General features: G+C 51.9%; 11 protein-coding genes, 4 tRNA genes, 3 rRNA genes and 1 pseudogene. 11 read left to right on the top strand and 8 right to left on the bottom strand.

Going from position 1 to position 22103, the window contains the following annotated elements; all coding sequences use genetic code 11:
• Positions 1-29: 29 nt before the first annotated feature.
• From E0E47_RS11215 to sppA, 5 genes are all read right to left on the bottom strand, one after another.
• Positions 30-102 (bottom strand) — tRNA-Phe (locus E0E47_RS11215).
• 212 nt (positions 103-314) lie between these two features.
• Positions 315-1403: a thiamine-phosphate kinase gene (gene thiL / locus E0E47_RS11210; RefSeq protein ID WP_130893715.1), complete on the bottom strand. Its 1089-nt coding sequence runs from the start codon at positions 1401-1403 to the stop codon at positions 315-317.
• A 13-nt stretch (positions 1404-1416) separates the two neighbouring features.
• Positions 1417-2226, bottom strand: coding sequence for a purine-nucleoside phosphorylase (locus E0E47_RS11205; protein ID WP_130893714.1), 810 nt, complete (start codon positions 2224-2226; stop codon positions 1417-1419).
• Positions 2183-3283: a tetraacyldisaccharide 4'-kinase gene (gene lpxK, locus E0E47_RS11200; RefSeq protein WP_008627764.1), complete on the bottom strand. Its 1101-nt coding sequence runs from the start codon at positions 3281-3283 to the stop codon at positions 2183-2185. Before lpxK ends, E0E47_RS11205 begins: the two co-directional genes overlap by 44 nt.
• Before the next feature lie 6 nt (positions 3284-3289).
• Positions 3290-5053 (bottom strand): signal peptide peptidase SppA, encoded by a 1764-nt coding sequence (gene sppA / locus E0E47_RS11195; protein WP_130893713.1) that lies wholly within the window; start codon positions 5051-5053, stop codon positions 3290-3292.
• A gap of 629 nt (positions 5054-5682) precedes the next feature.
• Here sppA and E0E47_RS11190 point away from each other — a divergent pair.
• The 5 genes from E0E47_RS11190 (at position 5683) to rrf (ending at position 10818) form a co-directional block, all read left to right on the top strand.
• Positions 5683-7211, top strand: a 16S ribosomal RNA gene (locus E0E47_RS11190).
• Between the two features lie 184 nt (positions 7212-7395).
• A tRNA-Ile gene (locus tag E0E47_RS11185) sits at positions 7396-7469 on the top strand.
• Positions 7470-7483: 14 nt separating this feature from the next.
• Positions 7484-7557: transfer RNA gene (locus E0E47_RS11180), tRNA-Ala, on the top strand.
• 140 nt (positions 7558-7697) lie between these two features.
• A 23S ribosomal RNA gene (locus tag E0E47_RS11175) occupies positions 7698-10591 on the top strand.
• A 115-nt stretch (positions 10592-10706) separates the two neighbouring features.
• Positions 10707-10818 (top strand): 5S ribosomal RNA (gene rrf, locus E0E47_RS11170).
• Together the 16S, 23S and 5S rRNA genes with 2 tRNA genes alongside form the textbook arrangement of a ribosomal RNA operon.
• 117 nt (positions 10819-10935) lie before the next feature.
• On the opposite strand, the gene E0E47_RS11165 is transcribed toward rrf, so the two are convergent.
• The 3 genes and pseudogenes from E0E47_RS11165 to E0E47_RS11155 form a co-directional block, all read right to left on the bottom strand.
• Positions 10936-13821: a family 43 glycosylhydrolase gene (locus E0E47_RS11165; protein WP_130893712.1), complete on the bottom strand. Its 2886-nt coding sequence runs from the start codon at positions 13819-13821 to the stop codon at positions 10936-10938.
• 90 nt (positions 13822-13911) lie between these two features.
• Positions 13912-13984: transfer RNA gene (locus tag E0E47_RS11160), tRNA-Met, on the bottom strand.
• Positions 13985-14138: 154 nt separating this feature from the next.
• Positions 14139-14461: pseudogene (locus E0E47_RS11155) on the bottom strand (TIGR04076 family protein).
• A 132-nt stretch (positions 14462-14593) separates the two neighbouring features.
• Here E0E47_RS11155 and E0E47_RS11150 point away from each other — a divergent pair.
• The 6 genes from E0E47_RS11150 (at position 14594) to E0E47_RS11125 (ending at position 21847) form a co-directional block, all read left to right on the top strand.
• The gene (locus E0E47_RS11150; RefSeq protein WP_130893711.1) at positions 14594-15181 is read left to right on the top strand and encodes a TetR/AcrR family transcriptional regulator; all 588 of its coding nucleotides are present in this window, start codon (positions 14594-14596) and stop codon (positions 15179-15181) included.
• A 37-nt stretch (positions 15182-15218) separates the two neighbouring features.
• Complete coding sequence (fabG, locus tag E0E47_RS11145) at positions 15219-15965, top strand: 3-oxoacyl-[acyl-carrier-protein] reductase (protein ID WP_130893710.1); 747 nt, start codon at positions 15219-15221, stop codon at positions 15963-15965.
• Between the two features lie 5 nt (positions 15966-15970).
• Positions 15971-16645, top strand: a complete 675-nt coding sequence (locus E0E47_RS11140; protein WP_008626714.1) for an RluA family pseudouridine synthase — start codon at positions 15971-15973, stop codon at positions 16643-16645.
• Positions 16646-17366: 721 nt separating this feature from the next.
• Entirely contained in the window at positions 17367-19316 is a 1950-nt protein-coding gene (locus E0E47_RS11135) for a glycoside hydrolase family 97 protein (RefSeq protein WP_130893709.1), read from the top strand.
• Between the two features lie 4 nt (positions 19317-19320).
• Positions 19321-20460, top strand: a complete 1140-nt coding sequence (locus E0E47_RS11130) for an esterase (protein WP_021980202.1) — start codon at positions 19321-19323, stop codon at positions 20458-20460.
• A 52-nt stretch (positions 20461-20512) separates the two neighbouring features.
• Positions 20513-21847, top strand: coding sequence for a glycoside hydrolase family 43 protein (locus tag E0E47_RS11125; protein WP_130893708.1), 1335 nt, complete (start codon positions 20513-20515; stop codon positions 21845-21847).
• Positions 21848-22103 lie beyond the last annotated feature (256 nt).

Raw genomic sequence — 22103 nt, 5'->3', positions numbered from 1 at the left:
CCTTAATTAGTAACTGCTTGACTTTCAAGTGGTGCCACCAGGAATCGAACCGGGGACACAAGGATTTTCAGTCCTTTGCTCTACCAACTGAGCTATGGCACCGACTTACTTTTGTTTTGCGAGTGCAAAGGTAGCGATTTAATTTGAAATGCCAAATATATTCGATATATTTTTGTGTAATATAGGAGAAAAAAGTAAACTCTCACCTGTTTTCTGGGTCGGAGAAGACAGGCAAGAGTGTAGTTAAATGCAGACGGATTGTCTTTGATAGCAAGGAGGATTGTTGTCCAACCAGGCTGAAACAATGCGGCACATCAGCCTTTAAGTGGGTTCCAACCTTGAGCTTTCAGTTCAAATTCCTGGCCATCCCTACTGATGAGTGCATAGCCTAATTCGGCCTTGGTGATATGGCCTATTATTTTAATGTCCTTGATTTGGCTGACTTTTTCGTGGTCGGCAATGGGGACTGTGAATAATAATTCATAGTCTTCTCCGCCATTCAGGGCGCAGGTCGTGACATTCATGTTCAGCTCTTCTGCCATGACAGCCGTCTGGTAATCTAAGGGAATATGTTCTTCATATATCCTGCAACCGACACCGCTTTGCGTACAAATATGCAGTAATTCGGAACTGAGTCCGTCTGATATGTCGATCATGGAAGTCGGACGGATATTAGCGGCTGCCAATGCTTGCACAATGTCACGTCGTGCTTCTGGCTTTAGCTGTCGTTCCAGTAAATACTCTTTTCCGCTAAAGTCCGGTTGGGCTTCGTATAATCCCTCTGTGGTCTTTGGGCTTTCGTTTCTGTGAGCTTCCTGCAACTGTTGGTTGAAAACGGCTTTTTCGCGTTCGAGCAACTGCAATCCCATGTAAGCTGCTCCTAAATCTCCGCTGACACAGATTAAGTCGGTTTCTTTGGCTCCGTTGCGATAAACCACTTTGTCTTTGTCTGCTTCCCCGATGCAGGTAATGCTGATGGCCAACCCCGTAAGCGAAGATGTCGTATCGCCTCCTACAATATCGACTTCATGAGCTTCGCATGCCATTTTGATACCATCGTAGAAAGCCTCCATGTCCTCTACACAGAAACGTTTGCCTAAAGCAATGGAGACCACCATTTGACGGGGGGTACCATTCATGGCATAAATGTCCGAGAGGTTGACCATGGCAGCCTTGTATCCGAGATGTTTCATCGGGACGTATGTCAGGTCGAAATGTATGCCTTCCATCAGCAAATCGTTGGTGACGAGGACTTGTTTGTCGGCCGGATATTCCATGACGGCACAGTCGTCACCAACTCCATAGCGGGTGGAAGAGTTTTTCAGCCGGATATTTTCTGTCAGGTGCTTGATAAGCCCGAACTCTCCGAGCGTAGAGATTTCTGTCCTGTTTGTTTCTTGCATAAATTTATGGGCTTTAAGCGCGGTTTATCATCTCACGCATAATCTCGGCCATAAGGGGTTGTACGGCATCGGCAGCTTTCTGTACTTCCTCGTGGCTGACTTCCACAATCTTTCCTTCCACTCCAAGGTCGGTGATGACACTGATACCGAAGCATTTGATTCCGCAATGATTGGCTACGATGACCTCGGGTACGGTAGACATGCCAACCGCATCGGCGCCCCAAATGCGGAACATTTTATATTCAGACGGAGTCTCGAAAGTCGGGCCTTGTGTAGCGAGGTATACGCCTTGCTGTACCTTGATTCCTTTTTCTTCGGCAATGGCGAGTGCTTGCCGGATGAGTCCCTTGTTGTAGGCTTCCGACATATCTGGGAAACGGGGGCCGGTCGGAAAGTTCTTACCGCGTAGCGGATTCTCAGGAAGTGCGTTGATTTGGTCGGTGATAATCATCAGGTCGCCAATTTCAAACTTGGGGTTGGTGCCGCCTGCAGCATTGCTGACGAACAAGGTCTTGATGCCCAACTCATACATGACACGAATGGGAAAAGTGACCTCTTGCATGGTGTAGCCTTCATAGTAATGAAAGCGGCCTTCCATGGCCAGAATGTCTTTGTCACCCAGTTTTCCGAAGATAAGATTACCCGAATGCCCTTCTACCGTAGAGACTGGGAAGTTGGGAATTTCTTTGTATGAAATGCGGGTCGCATCTGTGATTTCGTTGGCCAGTTTACCTAATCCGGTACCTAAAACGATAGCCGTTGTGGGGCTTGTTGTCATCCTACTTTTTAGCCAGGATGCTGTTTCTTGAATTTTTGAATACATAACCAGTAATGTTTTCGTTAAACGATTCTTGTTGATTTTGCAGTATCTCTATTTCGACCGGCAGGGCATAGAGAGATTTTCTAACCTCTTCGCTCAGGCCGTTGAGGCCCTTCAGGCGGGTCGCATCTTTTTCTGTGGTTACAATTAGCTTCGGCGGGGACATTCGGGCGTAAGTTGCGTTGATTAGGGCTACGTCTTTGGGCGAGAAATAATGGTGGTCGCCGAAAGAAAGCGGCGTGATATCCGTTTCATAATGTTCGAGGTCCATTTTCATTTGTTCCGGCGAAGCGATGCCGGTGAGCAGCAAGACATGTTTGTGGGGCAGCAACTCGTCCAAAGGATATTCTTCCTCTCCGAACAACGGTATGAGACGGCTGTATTTCAGTGTTGAGAAGAACAGCTTCTGGTAGGGATACAACTTTAGCGCCTTACTGATGACCCGGAACCCCATGGGCTTGATGTCTTCCGGACATTTGGTCACGATTACGATATTGGCTCGGTCTTTTCCTTCTTTCGGTTCGCGCAAACGTCCTGCGGGGAGCAACTTGTCGTCGCAAATCAAGCGATGGTAATCTACTAACAGGATGTTGATACCTGGTTTTACATAACGATGTTGGAATGCGTCGTCTAACAGGATGACTTCTGTTCCCGGTGCGATTTGCTCGTCGCATAACCTTTCAATTCCCCGGCGACGGTTTTTATCCACAGCGACATAGACATCTGGAAACTTTTGTTTCATCTGATAAGGTTCGTCGCCTATGGCGGGCATAGACGTTTCGGATGTGGCTAAAATGAATCCTTTTGATTTACGTTTGTATCCCCGACTCAACACGGCCACTTTATGCTTCTTTCGTAACAGGCGGATGAGATATTCCGTATGTGGTGTTTTCCCGGTACCGCCTACGGTGATATTGCCGACCGAAATAACGGGTATGTCGTAACTTTTGGATTTCAGGATTCCCATTTCGAAAAGCTCGTTACGAATCCTTACGCCTATTCCGTAAAGCCAAGCTACCGGTAACAACCATTCGTTGATTTTGATTAAGTCTCCTTCCATGATGGTTTAGTTGATAAAGTTGGGCTCATACGGTATCCGGGCTTGCAGGACGCTCATTTGCCGGATCTGTCTCAGGTTCATTAGCGGGGCGTAATATGTTCCGAGGGTCTCTTGTAAGGCCGTGTTCAGATAGTCCTTTTTCTGTTGGTCAAACAACCCCTCGTACCAAGGGGCCGGAGTCGGTGCGTATTCCGTATGGTAATCTTTTATTTTGGCCAATGACGCCGCTTTTTTGATAGCGGTCTGGAGGTTGCCATTGGCATCGGCCAGTCCGTTCTCTACGGCCTGCTGTCCGGTCCAAACCCGTCCTTCGGCCAGTTTTTCCACTTGGCTGGTTTCCATATTCCGTCCCTCTGCTACACGTTCGGTAAACAACTTGTAACCTCGTTGTATATATCCTTGCATCATTTGAGCTTCCGAAGGATTGAACGGGCGTGCAGGCGTGCCGAAATCGGCGTGTGCATTGGTTTTTACTACATCGAAATGCAGGCCTAATTTGTCGCTGAGCAGTTGGCTTGCGTCGGGAATGAGGCCAAAAATGCCGATACTTCCGGTCAACGTAGTCGGTTCGGCCACGATATAGTTGGCGGCGCAGGAGATGTAGTAACCGCCCGAGGCTGCCATTCCACCCATGGATACGACCACGGGTTTGGCTTTACGGAGTAATTTCACTTCATGCCATATCTGTTCGGAGGCGTAAGCGCTTCCGCCTCCGGAATTTATGCGAAGTACTACCGCTTTGACCGATTTGTCTTCACGCAGGGTTCTCAGGTCGTGGCATACTGTTTCTGCGTCTATCACATTTTCGCTCCATTCTGTCTTTCGGTCTACGATGTCTCCGTATGCATAGTAGACTGCAATCTTATCACCTTTTTTCGGGGTTGTTTCGGTGGCAGCCGCCAGTTCTTTCACACTGACGAGGGGTAGGGCGCCTTTGTCCTTTCCGGTTTTTGCGCGTAACATCCGGCTTATCCCGTCGATATAGCAAAGGCTGTCTACCATGCCGTTCCGTACCAGTTCTTCTGCGGGGCGGAATGTGAGCATGCTGTCTGCGTATTCGTCCAACAAGTCCTTCTTGATGGAGCGTGAGCGGGATACGTCCGTCAGCATGGTTTGCCAGATGTCGTTCAGGTAGGACGTGACTTGTTCGCGGTTGGCGTCACTCATTTGGGTGGCTGTAAACGGTTCCACGGCCGATTTGTAGCTGCCTACTTTGAACACTTGCATCTTAATGCCTATCTTTTCCAACAGGTCTTTGTAAAAAATAGGCTGCGAAGCCATACCGCACCAGTTTACCTGCCCCTGTGGATTAAGGATGATGCTGTCGGCTATGCTGCAAATATAGTAAGCCCCTTGGGTATAGTTGTCTCCGTATGCGATGATATATTTGCCGCTTTTCTTAAAATCGGCGAGGGATTCCCTGATGTCTCGTATCATGGCGGGAGTCGCCCCCAAGAGGGTTTGTGCTTCTATATATATACCGTCTATGTTCGGATTTTCTTTAGCACCTTGGATGGCTGTCTGTATTTCTCTCAGACTGAGGGTGGGGTAAGTACTGCCGAACAGGTCTCCGAGAGGGTCGTTCGGTGCATCTTCCTGTAATTCACCGTTTAGCGTCAGGCGAAGCACGGATTGGGGTTTGATGGATGGGGCGGTACTTTCCATGGTCATCATCCCCGCAATGGACAGGATGCCTAATGTGAAGAGGGCTATGCTAGCCAGAAACAAGCCACAGAGCGTGGCCAAAGTATATTTGACGAAATCTTTCATACGTTGTATAAGTAGGTAAAACCACACAATTACGCAAATATACAATAATGTCTACGATTTACAAACGCTATACCTTATAATAATACTTAAATTGGTTCTGTTGGCGGAATACAGCTTCGTCTGGGAGAACGCTTATGGATTTTATGGGGCTATCTACCTCCTTCCATTCTGAAAAAAAGTTTTCCCTCAGTGTGTTCGGTGTTTCCTGCTGTAAAACACGTGTTTTACAGCGTGTTTCTTGTCCATGTGGTTGTGCTTGTGTGTCCTTGTGCCGGGGTTGGCCCGGAAAAAAAGTTGGTGAAACGTTTGGCAGTTATGGTAAAAGGTTGTACCTTTGCACTCGCTTTCGGGAAGCAAGGCCTTGTGTGGCCGCTGCGGAGCGGGGGCGGTAAATGAAAGAGTTCATTGAAAGTCTTACATAAAGAGAGAAAGTAGTACAAGAGCTTGGATGTTTTTTTGGAGGTTGTTTCCTCTTTGAGAAATGTCCAAGGGTAAAAAAGAAACGAACCGTCATACCCCTCATTCGAGTTGAGGGGGAACCAGGAGCGGCACGCCGGTAGGCGTGACAAGTTCGGGGAGTCCGGAACAGACGATATGCCCCGCCGTAAGGCGGGTCAAAAAGATATTCTACAATGGAGAGTTTGATCCTGGCTCAGGATGAACGCTAGCTACAGGCTTAACACATGCAAGTCGAGGGGCAGCATGAACTTAGCTTGCTAAGTTTGATGGCGACCGGCGCACGGGTGAGTAACGCGTATCCAACCTGCCCTTTACCCGGGGATAGCCTTCTGAAAGGAAGTTTAATACCCGATGAATTCGTTTAGTCGCATGGCTTGATGAATAAAGATTAATTGGTAAAGGATGGGGATGCGTCCCATTAGCTTGTTGGCGGGGTAACGGCCCACCAAGGCGACGATGGGTAGGGGTTCTGAGAGGAAGGTCCCCCACATTGGAACTGAGACACGGTCCAAACTCCTACGGGAGGCAGCAGTGAGGAATATTGGTCAATGGGCGCGAGCCTGAACCAGCCAAGTAGCGTGGAGGACGACGGCCCTACGGGTTGTAAACTCCTTTTATAAGGGGATAAAGTTGGCCATGTATGGCCATTTGCAGGTACCTTATGAATAAGCATCGGCTAATTCCGTGCCAGCAGCCGCGGTAATACGGAAGATGCGAGCGTTATCCGGATTTATTGGGTTTAAAGGGAGCGTAGGCGGGCAGTCAAGTCAGCGGTCAAATGGCGCGGCTCAACCGCGTTCCGCCGTTGAAACTGGCAGCCTTGAGTATGCACAGGGTACATGGAATTCGTGGTGTAGCGGTGAAATGCTTAGATATCACGAGGAACTCCGATCGCGCAGGCATTGTACCGGGGCATTACTGACGCTGAGGCTCGAAGGTGCGGGTATCAAACAGGATTAGATACCCTGGTAGTCCGCACAGTAAACGATGAATGCCCGCTGTCGGCGACATAGTGTCGGCGGCCAAGCGAAAGCGTTAAGCATTCCACCTGGGGAGTACGCCGGCAACGGTGAAACTCAAAGGAATTGACGGGGGCCCGCACAAGCGGAGGAACATGTGGTTTAATTCGATGATACGCGAGGAACCTTACCCGGGCTTGAATCGCAGGTGCATGGGCCGGAGACGGCCCTTTCCTTCGGGACTCCTGCGAAGGTGCTGCATGGTTGTCGTCAGCTCGTGCCGTGAGGTGTCGGCTTAAGTGCCATAACGAGCGCAACCCCCCTCCCCAGTTGCCACCGGGTAATGCCGGGCACTTTGGGGACACTGCCACCGCAAGGTGCGAGGAAGGTGGGGATGACGTCAAATCAGCACGGCCCTTACGTCCGGGGCGACACACGTGTTACAATGGGGGGTACAGAGGGCCGCTGCCCGGTGACGGTTGGCCAATCCCTAAAACCCCTCTCAGTTCGGACTGGAGTCTGCAACCCGACTCCACGAAGCTGGATTCGCTAGTAATCGCGCATCAGCCATGGCGCGGTGAATACGTTCCCGGGCCTTGTACACACCGCCCGTCAAGCCATGAAAGCCGGGGGTGCCTGAAGTCCGTGACCGCGAGGGTCGGCCTAGGGTAAAACCGGTGATTGGGGCTAAGTCGTAACAAGGTAGCCGTACCGGAAGGTGCGGCTGGAACACCTCCTTTCTGGGGTCCTTCCCGCAAAACGGTCCATTCCGCGTCCGCTCCCGGGTAGTTTCCTCTTGTACGGCTGTCTTTCTTGTTTTGGTATGTGAGGCTTAAAAAAGGATAAGTGAGGGATGCAGGAGGCTCAGCTTCCGCCCGGTGGCGTTTCCGCCGCCCGCCCGCATCCGGGTCACAGGGTCACGCCAGTCCCATAGCTCAGTTGGTCAGAGCGCCACACTGATAATGTGGAGGTCGGCAGTTCAACTCTGCCTGGGACTACGCGGGTATTTTCGGGGGGATTAGCTCAGCTGGCTAGAGCACCTGCTTTGCAAGCAGGGGGTCAACGGTTCGAATCCGTTATTCTCCACCCGGCCCCGAGGGGGCATGCGATCATTGACATGTTGGACAGACAAAACGTAAAGAAAGCGAACGAGGTATGTTTTAACGAACATGTGCAGGCAGGCCCGCCTGCCGTATCTTCCCTGGTGGAAGGCGGCCGGCGGCCGAGGCGAAAGTATTCAAGGGCGCACGGCGGATGCCTAGGCTCTTACAGGCGATGAAGGACGTGATAAGCTGCGACAAGCCGCGGTGAGGCGCAAATGGCCATTGACCCGCGGGTATCCGAATGGGGCAACCCAACGTTTTGAAGAAACGTTATCCCGCGAGAGCGGGAGGCGAACGCGGGGAACTGAAACATCTTAGTACCCGCAGGAGAAGAAAATAAATAATGATTCCCCCAGTAGTGGCGAGCGACCGGGGAATAGCCCAAACCGGCGTTGTCCAGGCATCGCCGGGGTTGTAGGACCGCGATGTCGCAAGAGTGATGGCGAGTGGAAGGAACTGGAAAGTTCCGCCATAGAGGGTGACAGCCCCTTACACGAAGCCATGCGAAGCGTAGCGGAATCCTGAGTAGCGCGGGACACGTGTAATCCTGTGTGAATCAGCCGGGCCCATCCGGCAAGGCTAAATACTCGTAAGAGACCGATAGTGAACCAGTACCGTGAGGGAAAGGTGAAAAGCACCCCTGTTAGGGGAGTGAAAAAGATCCTGAAACCGTGCGCCTACAAGCGGTCGGAGCGCCCATTGGGCGTGACGGCGTGCCTTTTGCATAATGAACCTACGAGTTGCCGTCACCGGCAAGGCCAAGGGGCATGAGCCCCGCAGCCGCAGCGGAAGCGAGTCTTAAAAGGGCGCAGGAGTCGGTGGTGGCAGACGCGAAACCGGGTGATCTACACTTGTCCAGGATGAAGTCCCGGTAACACGGGATGGAGGTCCGCACCAATAAGCGTTGAAAAGCTTCTGGATGAGGTGAGTGTAGGAGTGAAAGGCCAATCAAACTCGGAGATAGCTCGTACTCCCCGAAAGGCATTTAGGTGCCGCCTGTGGAGTTCCCGGCGCGAGGTAGAGCGACTGATAGGATGCGAGGGCTTCACCGCCTGTCAAGTCCTGACAAACTCCGAATGCGCGCCGGCCAATCCATGGAGTAAGGGCACGGGTGCTAAGGTCCGTGCCCGAGAGGAGAAGAATCCAGACCACCGGCCAAGGTCCCGAAATGCTGGTTAAGTTAGACTAACGCAGTCCGTCCCCCCAGACAGCTAGGATGTTGGCTTGGAAGCAGCCATTCATTCAAAGAGTGCGTAACAGCTCACTAGTCGAGGGGATGGGCGTGGATAATAATCGGGTATGAAACCAGTTACCGAAGCCGTGGGATATGAGAATATCGGTAGGGGAGCATTCCATCCTGCGTCGAAGGCGCCGCGCGAGCGGCTCTGGAGCGGATGGAAAAGCAAATGTAGGTATAAGTAACGATAAGGAGGGTGCGATCCCCTCCCGCCGAAAGACCAAGGTTTCCTGAACAACGCCAATCGGTTCAGGGTGAGTCGGTCCCTAAGCATAAGCCTAAGGGCGAGGGCGATGGATCAAACGGTTAATATTCCGTTACTGTCTTGGTGTGTGACGCGGCGACGGAGAAGTGACACGGCCGCCCCCTGACGGAAAAGGGGGTTTAAGCGCAAAGGTTACGAGGGAGGCAGGCAAGCCCACCTCCCGAGCCGAAGCGCGAAAGTACGCGGCGCCCTTCTGGGCAACGCGACAGCGCCGGTAACCATGCTCCCGAGAAAACCCGCTAAACTCCAGCACCAAGTCATCCGTACCGTAAACGGACACACGTGGTCGGGTAGAACATACTAAGGCGCTTGGGAGATTCACGGTTAAGGAACTAGGCAAATTGACCCCGTACCTTCGGAACAAGGGGTCCTCGTGTAAACGAGGCGCAGAGAATAGGTCCAGGCAACTGTTTAACAAAAACACAGGGCTGTGCAAATTCGAAAGAAGCCGTATACAGCCTGACACCTGCCCGGTGCCGGAAGGTTAAGAGGAGGGCTCATACTTATGTAGAAGGCCCGAATTGAAGCCCCGGTAAACGGCGGCCGTAACTATAACGGTCCTAAGGTAGCGAAATTCCTTGTCGGGTAAGTTCCGACCTGCACGAATGGTGTAATGATCCGGACACTGTCTCAACCGTGATCCCAGTGAAATTGTAGTATCGGTGAAGATGCCGATTACCCGCGATGGGACGAAAAGACCCCGTGAACCTTTACTACAGCTTAACGTTGTACCCGGGCCGTCGATGTGTAGGATAGGCCGGAGGCGTAGAATGAGGCACGCCAGTGCCTTTGGAGCCGTCGTTGAAATACGGCCCTTTGGCCGTCTGGGTACTAACTTGTTGGATACAAGGACCGCGTTTGGCGGGTAGTTTGACTGGGGTGGTCGCCTCCAAAAGCGTAACGGAGGCTCCTCAAGGTGCCCTCAGGCCGATTGGTAACCGGCCGCAGAGTGTAATGGCAGAAGGGCGCTTGACTGGGAGGCCGACAGGCCGCACAGGCAGGAAACTGGAGCATAGTGATCCGGCGGTTCCGCATGGAAGGTCCGTCGCTCAAAGGATAAAAGGTACTCCGGGGATAACAGGCTGATCCCTCCCAAGAGCTCATATCGACGGAGTGGTTTGGCACCTCGATGTCGGCTCGTCACATCCTGGGGCTGGAGAAGGTCCCAAGGGTTGGGCTGTTCGCCCATTAAAGTGGCACGCGAGCTGGGTTCAGAACGTCGTGAGACAGTTCGGTCTCTATCTATCGTGGGCGTTGGAAATTTGCGTGGTTCGGGCACTAGTACGAGAGGACCGTGCCGGACCGACCTCCGGTTTGCCGGTTGTGCCGCCAGGCGCACCGCCGGGTATCCGCGTCGGGTATGGATAAGCGCTGAAAGCATCTAAGCGCGAAGCCTTCCACAAGATTAGATTTCCTTTTAGAGGGCCGTCAAAGACGATGACGTGGATAGGGTGCAGGTGTAAAGGCGGCGACGCCAAAGCCGAGCACTACTAATAGCCCGAAAGCTTTCGCCGTTCGTGGTATCCCTGCCCGCACATGGCATTCCTGTTCGTCATCCTTTCGTTTTGTTTGTTTGACTTGTGTCCCACACTCGGTCCGCGCCCCGGCGCGTGCCGCAGTTCGAATCCATCATGGTGGCTATAGCGGCGGTGTCCCACCTCTTCCCATCCCGAACAGAGAAGTTAAGCCCGCCCTCGCCGATGGTACTGCCCGCAAGGCGGGAGAGTAGGTAGCCGCCTTTTTCCATTCCGTTCCCCCGCGCACGGCCCATGCCGGGCGGGGGAACGGGTTTTTTATTCCCGGGGGCTTCTGAATTGTCACATTGGTATATGAAATAAGTTGTATGTTATTCTTGGCTTCTATGGGTATATGACTTTCTGGCCTTCAATAATGTAGATACCTTTTTTTACCTCTTTTGCAGGGCATCCGGATAAATCGTATATAGATTTCATGGTTCTGTTCCCGTGATGATGGACAGGTTTGACAGACAAGCCGCCTTCTCCGATAGAGAAATCTGTTACTCTGTTGCTCATCGTGTTTAAGGCTCTGACATCCGTTGCTTCCAAAGCCCGATTGTATAGGATAAGGTCATCCATCCTTACGTCTATGGAACCCCAAAAAGAGCCGTAGCCTAAATAGAAATTAGGGCATGATTGAATGAAGTCTATGACCCGATTATAATCAAAGTCTTTTGTGTCTGTAATATTGATGCCATTACAGTTTCCGATGTATTCAACGTCACGTATCTTACTTCCGTTGACGTATATGGTACACCCTTGGCTACGTGAAATGGTTATCGTGACGAGACACCATTTACCGACAGGAATACGTTCGGAGATAATACTACCAGGATGGTTGATGTCGAACCAGTCTTTGCCATTGTTAAAGCCTACGTAGGAATTACCTGTAAGATATAGCCTGGTGTTAACCGCAGGATTGTAGAAAGACCATATTGCGTCCCATGGAATGTCGTCAGTACGTTTCACCCATAAAGATACGGTCATACCTTCCAAACGCTCATTCCTTAGCGGATTGGGCATTTGTGTGTAGCTGCAATAGCCGCTTGCGCCGAAATATTGGTGCAGGATGCTGCCGTTGCGCAGACTGTCCTTTTCCAACGACGGTTTGTTGTTGCCGCCTTGCGACAAGCGCTTGGCTGTTTGTACGTGGTCGTATGCATTGACGAAGGGCTCTTGGTCGAAATCATAATATGCTTTTATGCCACCAAGCCAATTACCGTCGGGCAGAGATTCCTTGCGGGCCGTGACGTGGAACGTGTCAGTCCAAAAGTAGTCACCGCAGGACAGTTCGCAGGATAATTGCACGGGGATGTCTTCCGTCAGGTCGGCCGGGTTGTATCGTCCGGTATGGGAAACCACGTCCGGAGTGTCGGACTCCCATTTGGCGTTGACATTGATTTCCTTCTCCAGTCCATACAAGTCCATGTTGCGCGAGATGTATTGGTTGTCCTTGACCGGAATGGTGGTCGTATTGAGTGTATAAGCCAAGGCGTATGCATCTCCCATCCGGTATCCCCATAGATTTGTGCCATTGTCGCCACATGCAGTGAAACAGATGGCTTTGATGGTGGTCGGCTCCATTTGTTGCTCCGTTACGACTCCTTCGTAAACCGTACCGTTCAGGTTCAAGGTGATATATGAATTGCCGTCATATATCTTCCAAGTTCCGCTGTATGCCCCTTCTACCTTCCCGTCTTCGCGGAGCAAGATTTCTGTGGGGGCGGTCTCTTCGTAGGCGGCATGGTTTTGCCCGTAGGGATGGACGAGGACGTGGTAGCGGCCTGCTACCTCTTTAGAATCGAACCGTTGGGAAGAGGCTATCTGACGGTCGCCTGTCGTTTCTCCGTGGAACTCGAACGGAGCGGCTACGGGCCAACCGGAACGGTTCAGGAACAGTTGGTGCACACGAACCTGATGTCCCGCCGTTCCGTCGTTGAATTTGGTATGGTAAACCAAGTAAGTGCGTCCCTCCTCTGCGGCAAGCACGGAATTATGTCCTTGTGCACGTTCGCCGACATTCATAAATCCCCAATGGTTGTAGGCTCCCAATAGCTTTTCACCGCGATTGTCTGCATTGGGACCGTAATTAAGTTTCCAACTTGTGAAGATGGCATCAGTCCCGTTCATGTCCTTGTACGGGCCGTCCGGACGAGACGAACGGAATACGCGCATCTCGTATCCGCCGTTGGGTTCAAGCCCGCCATAGCTCATGAACAAGTAATAGTGGTTGCCGATATGTTCGATATAGGAACCTTCGCCCGATACATAACGGCCGCCTGCGATTTTCTTTCCGAAGTACGGGTCGGATGTCACGTTAGCCCCTTTCGTATCGAAGTCCCCCGTATAAGTGACGTTGTAGTCCCGCAGACCGGTATTCGGATCTAATTGCAGGATATAGATGCCACCCGACCAGGAGCCGTACGACATCCATAACGTCCCGTCTTCATCGTAGAACACGCAAGGATCTATGGCGTGCGGCCAATAATCTCCCCATTTTTCCTGTTTATACCGTGCAGGGAGGCTCGATTGCTTCCCGACGACTAATTCCAAGTCGGTTTTGTGGAAAGAGATGCGCTCGTCCGTGTCGCTGCGGAATCCGCTGAATATTACAGGTCCCTGATAGACGTAAGGCCCCTCTATGCGGTCGGCCGTAAGCAGGATGATACAAGAATTCCATTGCGGACCGTTCAAGCTGAGGTATTGGCACCACTTTCCTGACACGGGATTGTAAATAATGTCCGGAGCCCACATGTTGCCGTCTACGGTCCATGGTATTTCTTCTCCATTGGTACCGGTACCGGGAAGGGCGCAGTTCCAAGCTGCGGCATCGAAATTACCGAAATCCACCGTTTCGCCGTGAATGGTGATTTTCCGCGTTTGGTGGGTGTGGAAAGCGTCTGCCGGAGCTACGTCGGACGTGATTGTCCCGTCTGTATTCACCATGCCCCAAGGAAAGGACACCCCGGTCCAGTTCTGCAAATCCCGGGTTTTGGCAGTGGCCATGTGTGAACCGAAGACGTAATACAGCCTGCTCCCCTCATCATAAGCGATGGAAGGGTCGTGCGCACTGGTGCGTTGCATGTTTATTGTGGAATATTTGTTTTTCGCATCTTCCGTAGTCACGGGAATCCGGAGAGGCTCCTCTTGCCCATGTGAAGGCAAGGAGTGGGATAGCGTAACAGTGAGCACCAAACTTTTCAATAGGGAGCAGAATACTTTTTTCATGACTTTAATCAGGCTAATGGTTATAGTTAAAATGGTTTTAAAACACAAAACGCAACTAACTTTCCTGAAGTTAATTGCGTTTGTATTAAGTTGCGGAGGCTCGACTCGAACGAACGACCTCCAGGTTATGAGCCTGGCGAGCTACCAACTGCTCCACTCCGCGATGTGTTTCTTGTTTCTGTGTGCAAAGGTAATGCTTTTCCACAGAATGGCCAAATAAATTGCGGATTATTTTCGTGAAATTGCGAATGTGACCGTTTCGTTGCCGGTGGTGGAGCGTTCCGTGTTCCTTGTCTTGCAGCGGTGGTAGGCCACCATTAGTCTTGTACAAGGATATAGTTTATTTGGCTTTCTTCGTTGGTGGCTTCCTGTTTGAAGATGACCGGTCGGAGACCGTCGTTGCAACTACACAGATGGCAATGCCTGCTTTGCTTATCCAATCGCCGTAGTAGAACGGCTCTTTCGTTGCGCCGTGGGCCAACGCAAATACATATTGGTAAATCGCTTTCCAAGCCTCGTCGCAAAATCCGTCGGGTTTGGCATAGTCGGCATAAAATACCTGTCCTTCGCGGAGCATCGGGCATGGGGGCAGTCCTGCTGCGCCGTATGCAAAATTACGGAAAAGCCGGTATGGCGGCAATAAAGTCTGTGTTAATTTGAGCCGGGCTTACCCGTTTCGGATAACAATGGCAGGCTTTTTTGCCGGACTGAAACGAAAATTAAGGGGGAAATATTGCCTGCTTGCCGGATTTCGCTTACATTTGTAACAGTTATGGCTGTTTCGAAGACAAGGACACGATTGGTGGATGTGGCGCGAGGGCTGTTTGCCAAGCAAGGGCTGGAGAATACGACGATGAACGATATTGCCGTAGCCTCGGGCAAAGGACGCCGTACGCTTTACACCTATTTCAAGAATAAGGAAGACATTTATTTTGCCGTGATAGAAACGGAGTTGGAGCATCTTTCGGCCCAGTTGTCGGAAGTGGCCAATAAAAGGATGGATTTGGAGGAAAAACTGGTGGAAATCATTTATGTCCATTTGCATTCCATTAAAGAGGTCGTGTTGCGCAACGGTAATTTGCGTGCCGAATTCTTCCGTAATATCTGGATGGTGGAGAAGGTGAGGAAACATTTCGACCAAAAAGAAACGGAGTTTTTCATCGGGGTGTTGAAAGAAGGGGTCGCCTCGGGTGAGTTTTCCATAGAGAATGTGGCATTGGTGGCCGATGTGATGCACTATTGTGTGAAAGGGTTGGAGGTGCCTTACATCTACGGCCGCTTGGGAGAGGGACTGAACAAGGCGGAAACGCGCCGTATGGTGAAGACATTGATACACCGCGCATTGCGGGGAGAACGTTGACAGATAATATATTTAACCATTAAATAATAAATTGATTATGGGATTATTGACAGGAAAGACGGCTTTGGTGACGGGTGCCGCCCGCGGCATCGGCAAGGCCATAGCCCTGAAGTTTGCCGCCGAAGGCGCGAACGTGGCTTTTACGGATTTGGTAATTGATGAAAACGGGCAGGCTACCGAGGCGGAAATCTCCGCTTTCGGCGTGAAGGCCAAAGGCTACGCTTCCAATGCGGCTGATTTTGCACAGACGGAAGAAGTGGTGAAGCAGGTGAAAGAGGATTTCGGTTCGATAGATATTTTGGTAAACAATGCCGGTATCACCAAAGACGGCTTGATGTTGCGCATGACGGAGGCACAGTGGGACGCAGTGATTGCCGTCAACCTGAAGTCGGCTTTCAACTTCATCCACGCTTGTACGCCTATTATGATGCGCCAGAAGGGCGGTTCCATCATCAATATGGCTTCCGTGGTGGGCGTGCACGGCAATGCCGGGCAGTGCAACTATTCGGCTTCCAAGGCCGGTATGATAGCTTTGGCCAAGTCCATAGCTCAGGAGATGGGAGCCAAAGGTATCCGTGCCAATGCCATAGCACCGGGCTTTATCGAGACGGCCATGACGGCAGCATTGTCGGACGACGTGCGTGCGGAATGGTGCAAGAAGATACCTTTGCGTCGTGGCGGCACGCCGGAAGACGTGGCCAACGTGGCACTTTTCTTGGCTTCCGACCTGTCTTCTTACGTGTCGGGACAGGTTATCCAGATTGACGGTGGCATGAACATGTAATCCGTATGGACGTAGTCTACGAAGACAACCACCTCATCATCGTCGACAAAAGCAGTTCGGAGATTGTGCAGGGCGACAAGACCGGCGACAAGCCTTTGGCGGAGATGGTGAAGGAATACATCAAACAGAAGTACCACAAGCCGGGGAACGTGTTCCTCGGCGTGGTGCATCGTTTGGACCGTCCCGTGAGCGGACTGGTGGTCTTTGCCCGTACCGGCAAGGCTTTGGCCCGGCTCAACGAAATGTTCCGTACGAAAGAAGTGCACAAGACGTATTGGGCCATTGTGGGGAATTGTCCGCCTGCGGAAGAAGGGGAACTGGTGCATTGGTTGGTGCGTAACGAGAAGCAGAACAAGTCGTATGCTTACGACAAGGAAAAGCCCGGGGCAAAGAAAGCCATCCTCGATTATAAGCTTATCGGACGTTCGGAACGTTATTTCCTTTTGGAAATAGACCTCAAAACCGGCCGCCACCATCAAATCCGCTGCCAGTTGGCCAAGATGGGCTGCCCGATCAAGGGGGATCTGAAGTACGGTGCGCCGCGCAGCAACCCCGACGGGAGCATTTGCCTGCATGCCCGCCGTGTGCGTTTCGTCCACCCCGTATCCAAGCAAGAGATAGACGTGGAGGCACCCGTGCCCGAGGGCAATTTGTGGCATAGCTTCCAAAATGACAAATAGTCATTTCCGGGTCGACGGGAATGGCGTATTTGCAAGCCGGGACGGGAGCGGTCGCGAATAATGGATTCTCGTGCATCGGGAATCTGACAGAATGCTGCCTTTTGTTTTTGGAGCTTTCTTTTCGATAGAGGATATGCCATGTCTTTCCGCATGGCTTTTTTTATATGTCTTTCCGTCGGGCGTTTCCGTTGTCGTTTTGTTTTTCCTTTTTGAGGCTCTCGGGCTTCCATGTAGGTGGGAAAACAGGGCTTTCGGCATCTCTTCTCCACGGTAAGAAGTCGTTTTTCCGTCTTTTGGTACAGGTTGCCCGCAAGTTCTGCGGACATTGGAAAATCGCTTTCAGCCGAATGAATTTTTATTCGGCTGAAAGCGATTCCGGGAAATGCCGCATAGGAGCAAAAGATGCCCTTGCTGCATGGCTTTTTGTTAACGTTTGGCTTCCCATGGCAGGAGTTTCCGTTTTTGGGGCTATGGTGTAAAAGAGGCGGTTGCTGTCTTTTTGCCGGCATTTTCATTTCTTTTCCTGACATCCTGTCCGCACGTAAGTGTTGGCTTGTGCGGCTGTCCGTAATGCCGGATTTTTCGTTTTTTTGGCCGGATTCAGGCTGTATGCCTTGAAAATGATACAAAAAACAAAATAAATGTAACATAGGCGAAAGAGAAATCTTGTTTTTATTCGTAATTTTGCGGCAGGAACAATCAAATAATTAATCAATAATCCATGAAGAAATACTTCTTGCTCGCATGTGCGTTTTGTGCGTTTGGGGTGGCAGATGCGGCCACCATACAGTTTTCAAGTCCTGATAAAAAGTTGCAGGTGACGGTGGCCGATGACGGTGGCCGCCCTACTTACCGTGTCGTTTGCGGTGAGACCGTGTTCTTGGAACAATCTCCTTTGGGATTGCTGACGAATATCGGTGATTTCTCACAAGGGATGACCTTGCAGGAATCTTCTTTTTCTTCCTCGCCGGTGTCCGGCCACTATGAATTGCCTACTATAAAACGCAGCAAGGTAGACGTGCGGGCTACGAAAGCGGTTTGCCCTTTTTATAAGGACGGCAAGCACATTTTCGATGTCGTGTTCCATGTGTCCGACCATGATGTGGCCTTTAAATATAAGATGTATCCACAGGGGAATACCTTGTGCTGTGTGGTCAAGGAGGAGACGACGGGCTTCGTGCTTCCTCAGGGTACCACGACATTCCTCTGTCCGCAGGCCGGGCCGATGGGAGGATTTGCGCGAACCAGCCCGAGTTATGAGACATCGTACACCGCAGACGGTGAGATGGGAAAGAACGGTTGGGGTAACGGTTACACGTTTCCCTGCCTGTTCCGTACGGGGAATAAGGGCTGGGTGCTGATTTCCGAGACAGGAGTGGACAGCCGTTATTGCGCAAGCCGCTTGATGGGAAAGGACGGCGGCCTTTACACCATCGGTTTTCCTCAGGAGGGGGAATATAACGGTAACGGGACGGCCTGCCCCGGTATCGCCTTGCCGGGCGAAACGCCTTGGCGCACGGTTACCGTGGGGCAGACGTTGGCACCGATTGTGGAGACCACCATACCATACGACGTGGTAGAGCCTCTCTATGAGCCTTCGCGCCGGTATGTCTACGGTCGCGGCACGTGGAGTTGGATTATCGCAGGCGACAACAGCATGAACTATGACGAACAGAAGCGTTATGTGGATTTTGCGGCAGACATGGGTTACGAGAGCGTGCTCGTGGATGCCTGGTGGGATTCGCGCGTGGGATACGAACGGACGGCAGAACTGGCCCGTTACGCCGCAGGCAAGGGGGTCGGCCTGTATTTGTGGTACAATTCCAACGGTTATTGGAACGATGCGCCCCAAGGGCCGCGTGGCCGCATGGACAACATGATAGTCCGCCGCCGGGAGATGAAATGGATGAAGGAAACCGGCATCCGGGGTATCAAGGTGGACTTCATCGGGAGCGACAAGCAACAGACCATGCAGCTTTACGAAGACATCTTGGCTGATGCCAACGATTACGGTTTGATGGTGATTTACCACGGTTGCACCCTTCCGCGTGGTTGGGAGCGGATGTATCCCAATTTCGTGGCCAGCGAGGCGGTATTGGCCAGTGAGAACCTGAACTTCTCGCAGAAAAGTTGCGATGCCGAGGCTTTCAATGCCTGCCTGCATCCTTTCATCCGGAACACGGTGGGCAGTATGGACTTCGGTGGCAGTGCGCTGAACAAGTATTACAATGCGAAGAATGAACCGCGCGGCAGCCGCCGGGTGACGTCCGATGTCTATGCGTTGGCTACGGCCGTATTGTTCCAGTCGCCCGTGCAACATTTTGCCCTCGCCCCCAACAATCTGACGGACGCTCCGGCTTGGGCGATAGACTTCATGAAGCAAGTGCCTACGACGTGGGATGATGTCCGTTTCATCGATGGTTACCCCGGGAAATACGTCATTCTGGCACGTCGTCACGGCGATAAATGGTATGTGGCGGGAGTGAACGCGCAGCAGGAAACGCTGAAGACGGAAATCAGCCTGCCGATGTGGGCTTCCGGTACGGAATTGCAGGTATATGCCGATGACAATAAGTTGCAGGGCGAAGTGAAGTCGGTGAAGTTAGGGAAGAAACAGACCGTGAAAGTAACGATTCCGTGCAACGGAGGCCTGATGATGGTAAATCGGTAGGAGAATGATGACGTTCTTGAGCATGATGGTTTTATGCTTCGCCTTAGGTTGGCCGGCCTTGGCGAGGGCACAAGGGAATCCGTGGAACAACCCGGTCGTGTCGCCCCGTGTGGGTACCGGAGGGGAAGTGACTTTTTCGGTCAGTGCCCCTTCTGCTTCACGGGTGGAGCTTTCGGGGCAGTTTATGGACGGTACATGCCCGATGCGGAAAGGAACTGACGGGGTGTGGAGCGTGACGGTAAAGATAGGCCGTCCCGACATTTATCCTTACTCATTCCGCATCGACGGGGTGGAGGTTTCCGACCCGAGCAACCCCCTGGCCTTTCCCAACGAACGTTTCAAGGCCAGCTTGTTGGAGATGCCGGACACGGCAGCCCTCTATGCACGCCATAAAGATGTTCCGAGGGGACAGGTACGCTATTGCAGTTATTATTCCGAGGTCTTGCAGACCGACCGTACGATGTTGGTGTATACCCCTCCGGGCTATGACCGGGAGGCCGGTCGGCGTTATCCCGTGCTTTATCTCGTGAGCGGCACGACCGATACGGAGGAAACCTGGTACAAGGTGGGGCGCGTGGATGCCATTTTGGACAATCTCATCGCCAGGGGAGAGGCCGAGCCGATGCTCGTGGTCATGCCGTACGGTTATATGCCGTCCCACGGTACGCCTATGCCCTCATCGCCTGAGGCTGCCGAAATGTATGCCACCTTTGCCCGCGAACTAACGGAAGCCGTGATACCCTATGTGGAGTCGGAGTTCCGTACGGAACTTTCGCGTGAGTCCCGTGCGGTCGGCGGGTTCTCGCGTGGCGGCGGGCAGGCTCTGTTTGCAGCCTTTTCCCATCCTGAATTGTTCGCCCATGTGGCTTCTTATAGTGCCTATCTTACTCCGCAGGTGATGGACCGTCATTTCGGGCGGCTTATGGAGGATCCCGCACGTATGGATTCCCTCTACCGGGTGAAATGGTTCGGTGTCGGGCGCGGGGATTTCCTCTATGCCGATGTGATGAGGCACCTTGATTATTTTCGGGAGAAAGGTATTTCCTGCCGGACGTGTATCACGGACGGGGGCCATACATGGATGAACGCCCGTGCCTACTTGGCTGAAACGTTGAGGCTTTTCTTCCGGTCGTCCGAATCCTGAGGATGGTTTTTGGGGCTATAAAATAATAACCTTTAAATAATAGATTGGTAAAATGAAACATTCACTTATGACCTCTGCCCTCGCCGCATTGTTGGCATGTGCAGGGCAAACCGTGCTTTACGCACAAGATCCCATTATCCAGACCAAGTACACGGCCGACCCCGCGCCCATGTTACATAACGACACCGTGTTCCTTTATACGGGGCATGACGAAGACGATGCGCAGGGTTACGGTTTCAAGATGCTTGACTGGCAGCTTTATACGTCTACCGACATGGTGAACTGGACCGACCATGGCCCGGTGGCTTCCACGAAGGATTTTGCATGGCGCAAGCGTGACAACGGAGCCTGGGCTGCACAAGTGGTAGAGCGGAACGGCAAGTTCTACATGTACTGTCCGCTTCACGGCAATGGCATCGGCGTGTTGGTATCCGACTCGCCTTACGGGCCTTTTAAAGACCCTATCGGCAAGCCGTTGGTATGGCAAAAGGAGCATTGGGACGACATCGACCCCACGGTATATATCGACGATGACGGTCAGGCTTACATGTATTGGGGTAACCCCAATCTTTATTACGTGAAGCTCAACGAAGATATGATTTCTACCTCGGGCGATATCGTGAAAATCGGCAAATTGAAGACTTATCAGGAAGGGCCATGGTTTTACAAGCGCGACGGCCATTATTACTTGGCCTTTGCTTCCACCTGCTGTCCCGAAGGTATCGGTTATGCCATGAGTGATTCGCCCACCGGTCCGTGGGACGTGAAAGGATACATCATGCGTCCTACCGAACGCACGCGCGGTAACCATCCGGGCATTGTGGACTACAAGGGGAAGACTTATGTGTTCGGACAGAATTACGACCTCTTGCGCCTGGAAATGGAGGAACATCACGAACGCCGTTCCGTATCTGTGGCTGAAATGCATTATAATGCAGACGGCACGATTCAGGAAGTGCCTTATTTCAAGGATGTGAAAGTGGAACAGGTTGAACTTTTCAACCCATACCGCCGTGTGGAAGCCGAGACGATGGCTTGGGGCTACGGCCTGAAGACGGAGAAGATGCCGGGCGGCGGCATTTATGTGACGGCGGTGGACGATGGCGACTCGTTGATTGTACGTGGGGTGGACTTCCGGAAGCGTGGTGCCAAACGTTTCCGTGCTTGCATCGCTTCGGAACAAGGTTGTACCGTCGAAATACATTTGGACAGTGTCGACGGGCCGTTGGTGGGAACGTTGGAGGTGAAAGCCACCGGAGGCATGCAGGCGTATAAAGAAATGGAATGCCGCGTGAAGGGAGCTAAAGGCGTACATGACTTGGTATTCCTCTTTAAGGGCGGTGCCGGCAAGAACCTTATGAATTGGGATTTTTGGCGTTTCAGCTGAAGTCGTAAACGATAAAAAAGAAAGTAAATGCGCACGGGAGGCCGGATAGGTGAACTTTTCCAAAGTCGGTTTCCCGTGTGCTTTTTTTGTAAAAGACTATTTTTCCCCGTTGTTCGTTTGTTGCCATGTAACATAGGTTTTTCCTGATGTAGCATGTCGGTGAAGGATTCAACATGGTTATCATGAATTTCAACGGGAGGATGGCTTGGGAACATGGGTCGGAATATAATTTTGCATCGTGAAACTATAAAACAAT

Source organism: Paraprevotella xylaniphila YIT 11841 (genome assembly GCF_900683745.1).
Lineage (GTDB): Bacteria > Bacteroidota > Bacteroidia > Bacteroidales > Bacteroidaceae > Paraprevotella > Paraprevotella xylaniphila.
This window is presented reverse-complemented; position numbering and strand designations above follow the sequence as displayed.

Excerpts from the sequence above, each read along its gene's own strand:
- thiL (WP_130893715.1), bottom strand. The coding sequence starts at position 1,403 with ATGCAAGAAACAAACAGGACAGAAATCTCTACGCTCGGAGAGTTCGGG.
- E0E47_RS11205 (WP_130893714.1), bottom strand. The coding sequence starts at position 2,226 with ATGTATTCAAAAATTCAAGAAACAGCATCCTGGCTAAAAAGTAGGATG.
- lpxK (WP_008627764.1), bottom strand. The coding sequence starts at position 3,283 with ATGGAAGGAGACTTAATCAAAATCAACGAATGGTTGTTACCGGTAGCT.
- sppA (WP_130893713.1), bottom strand. The coding sequence starts at position 5,053 with ATGAAAGATTTCGTCAAATATACTTTGGCCACGCTCTGTGGCTTGTTT.
- E0E47_RS11165 (WP_130893712.1), bottom strand. The coding sequence starts at position 13,821 with ATGAAAAAAGTATTCTGCTCCCTATTGAAAAGTTTGGTGCTCACTGTT.
- E0E47_RS11150 (WP_130893711.1), top strand. The coding sequence starts at position 14,594 with ATGGCTGTTTCGAAGACAAGGACACGATTGGTGGATGTGGCGCGAGGG.
- fabG (WP_130893710.1), top strand. The coding sequence starts at position 15,219 with ATGGGATTATTGACAGGAAAGACGGCTTTGGTGACGGGTGCCGCCCGC.
- E0E47_RS11140 (WP_008626714.1), top strand. The coding sequence starts at position 15,971 with ATGGACGTAGTCTACGAAGACAACCACCTCATCATCGTCGACAAAAGC.
- E0E47_RS11135 (WP_130893709.1), top strand. The coding sequence starts at position 17,367 with ATGAAGAAATACTTCTTGCTCGCATGTGCGTTTTGTGCGTTTGGGGTG.
- E0E47_RS11130 (WP_021980202.1), top strand. The coding sequence starts at position 19,321 with ATGATGACGTTCTTGAGCATGATGGTTTTATGCTTCGCCTTAGGTTGG.
- E0E47_RS11125 (WP_130893708.1), top strand. The coding sequence starts at position 20,513 with ATGAAACATTCACTTATGACCTCTGCCCTCGCCGCATTGTTGGCATGT.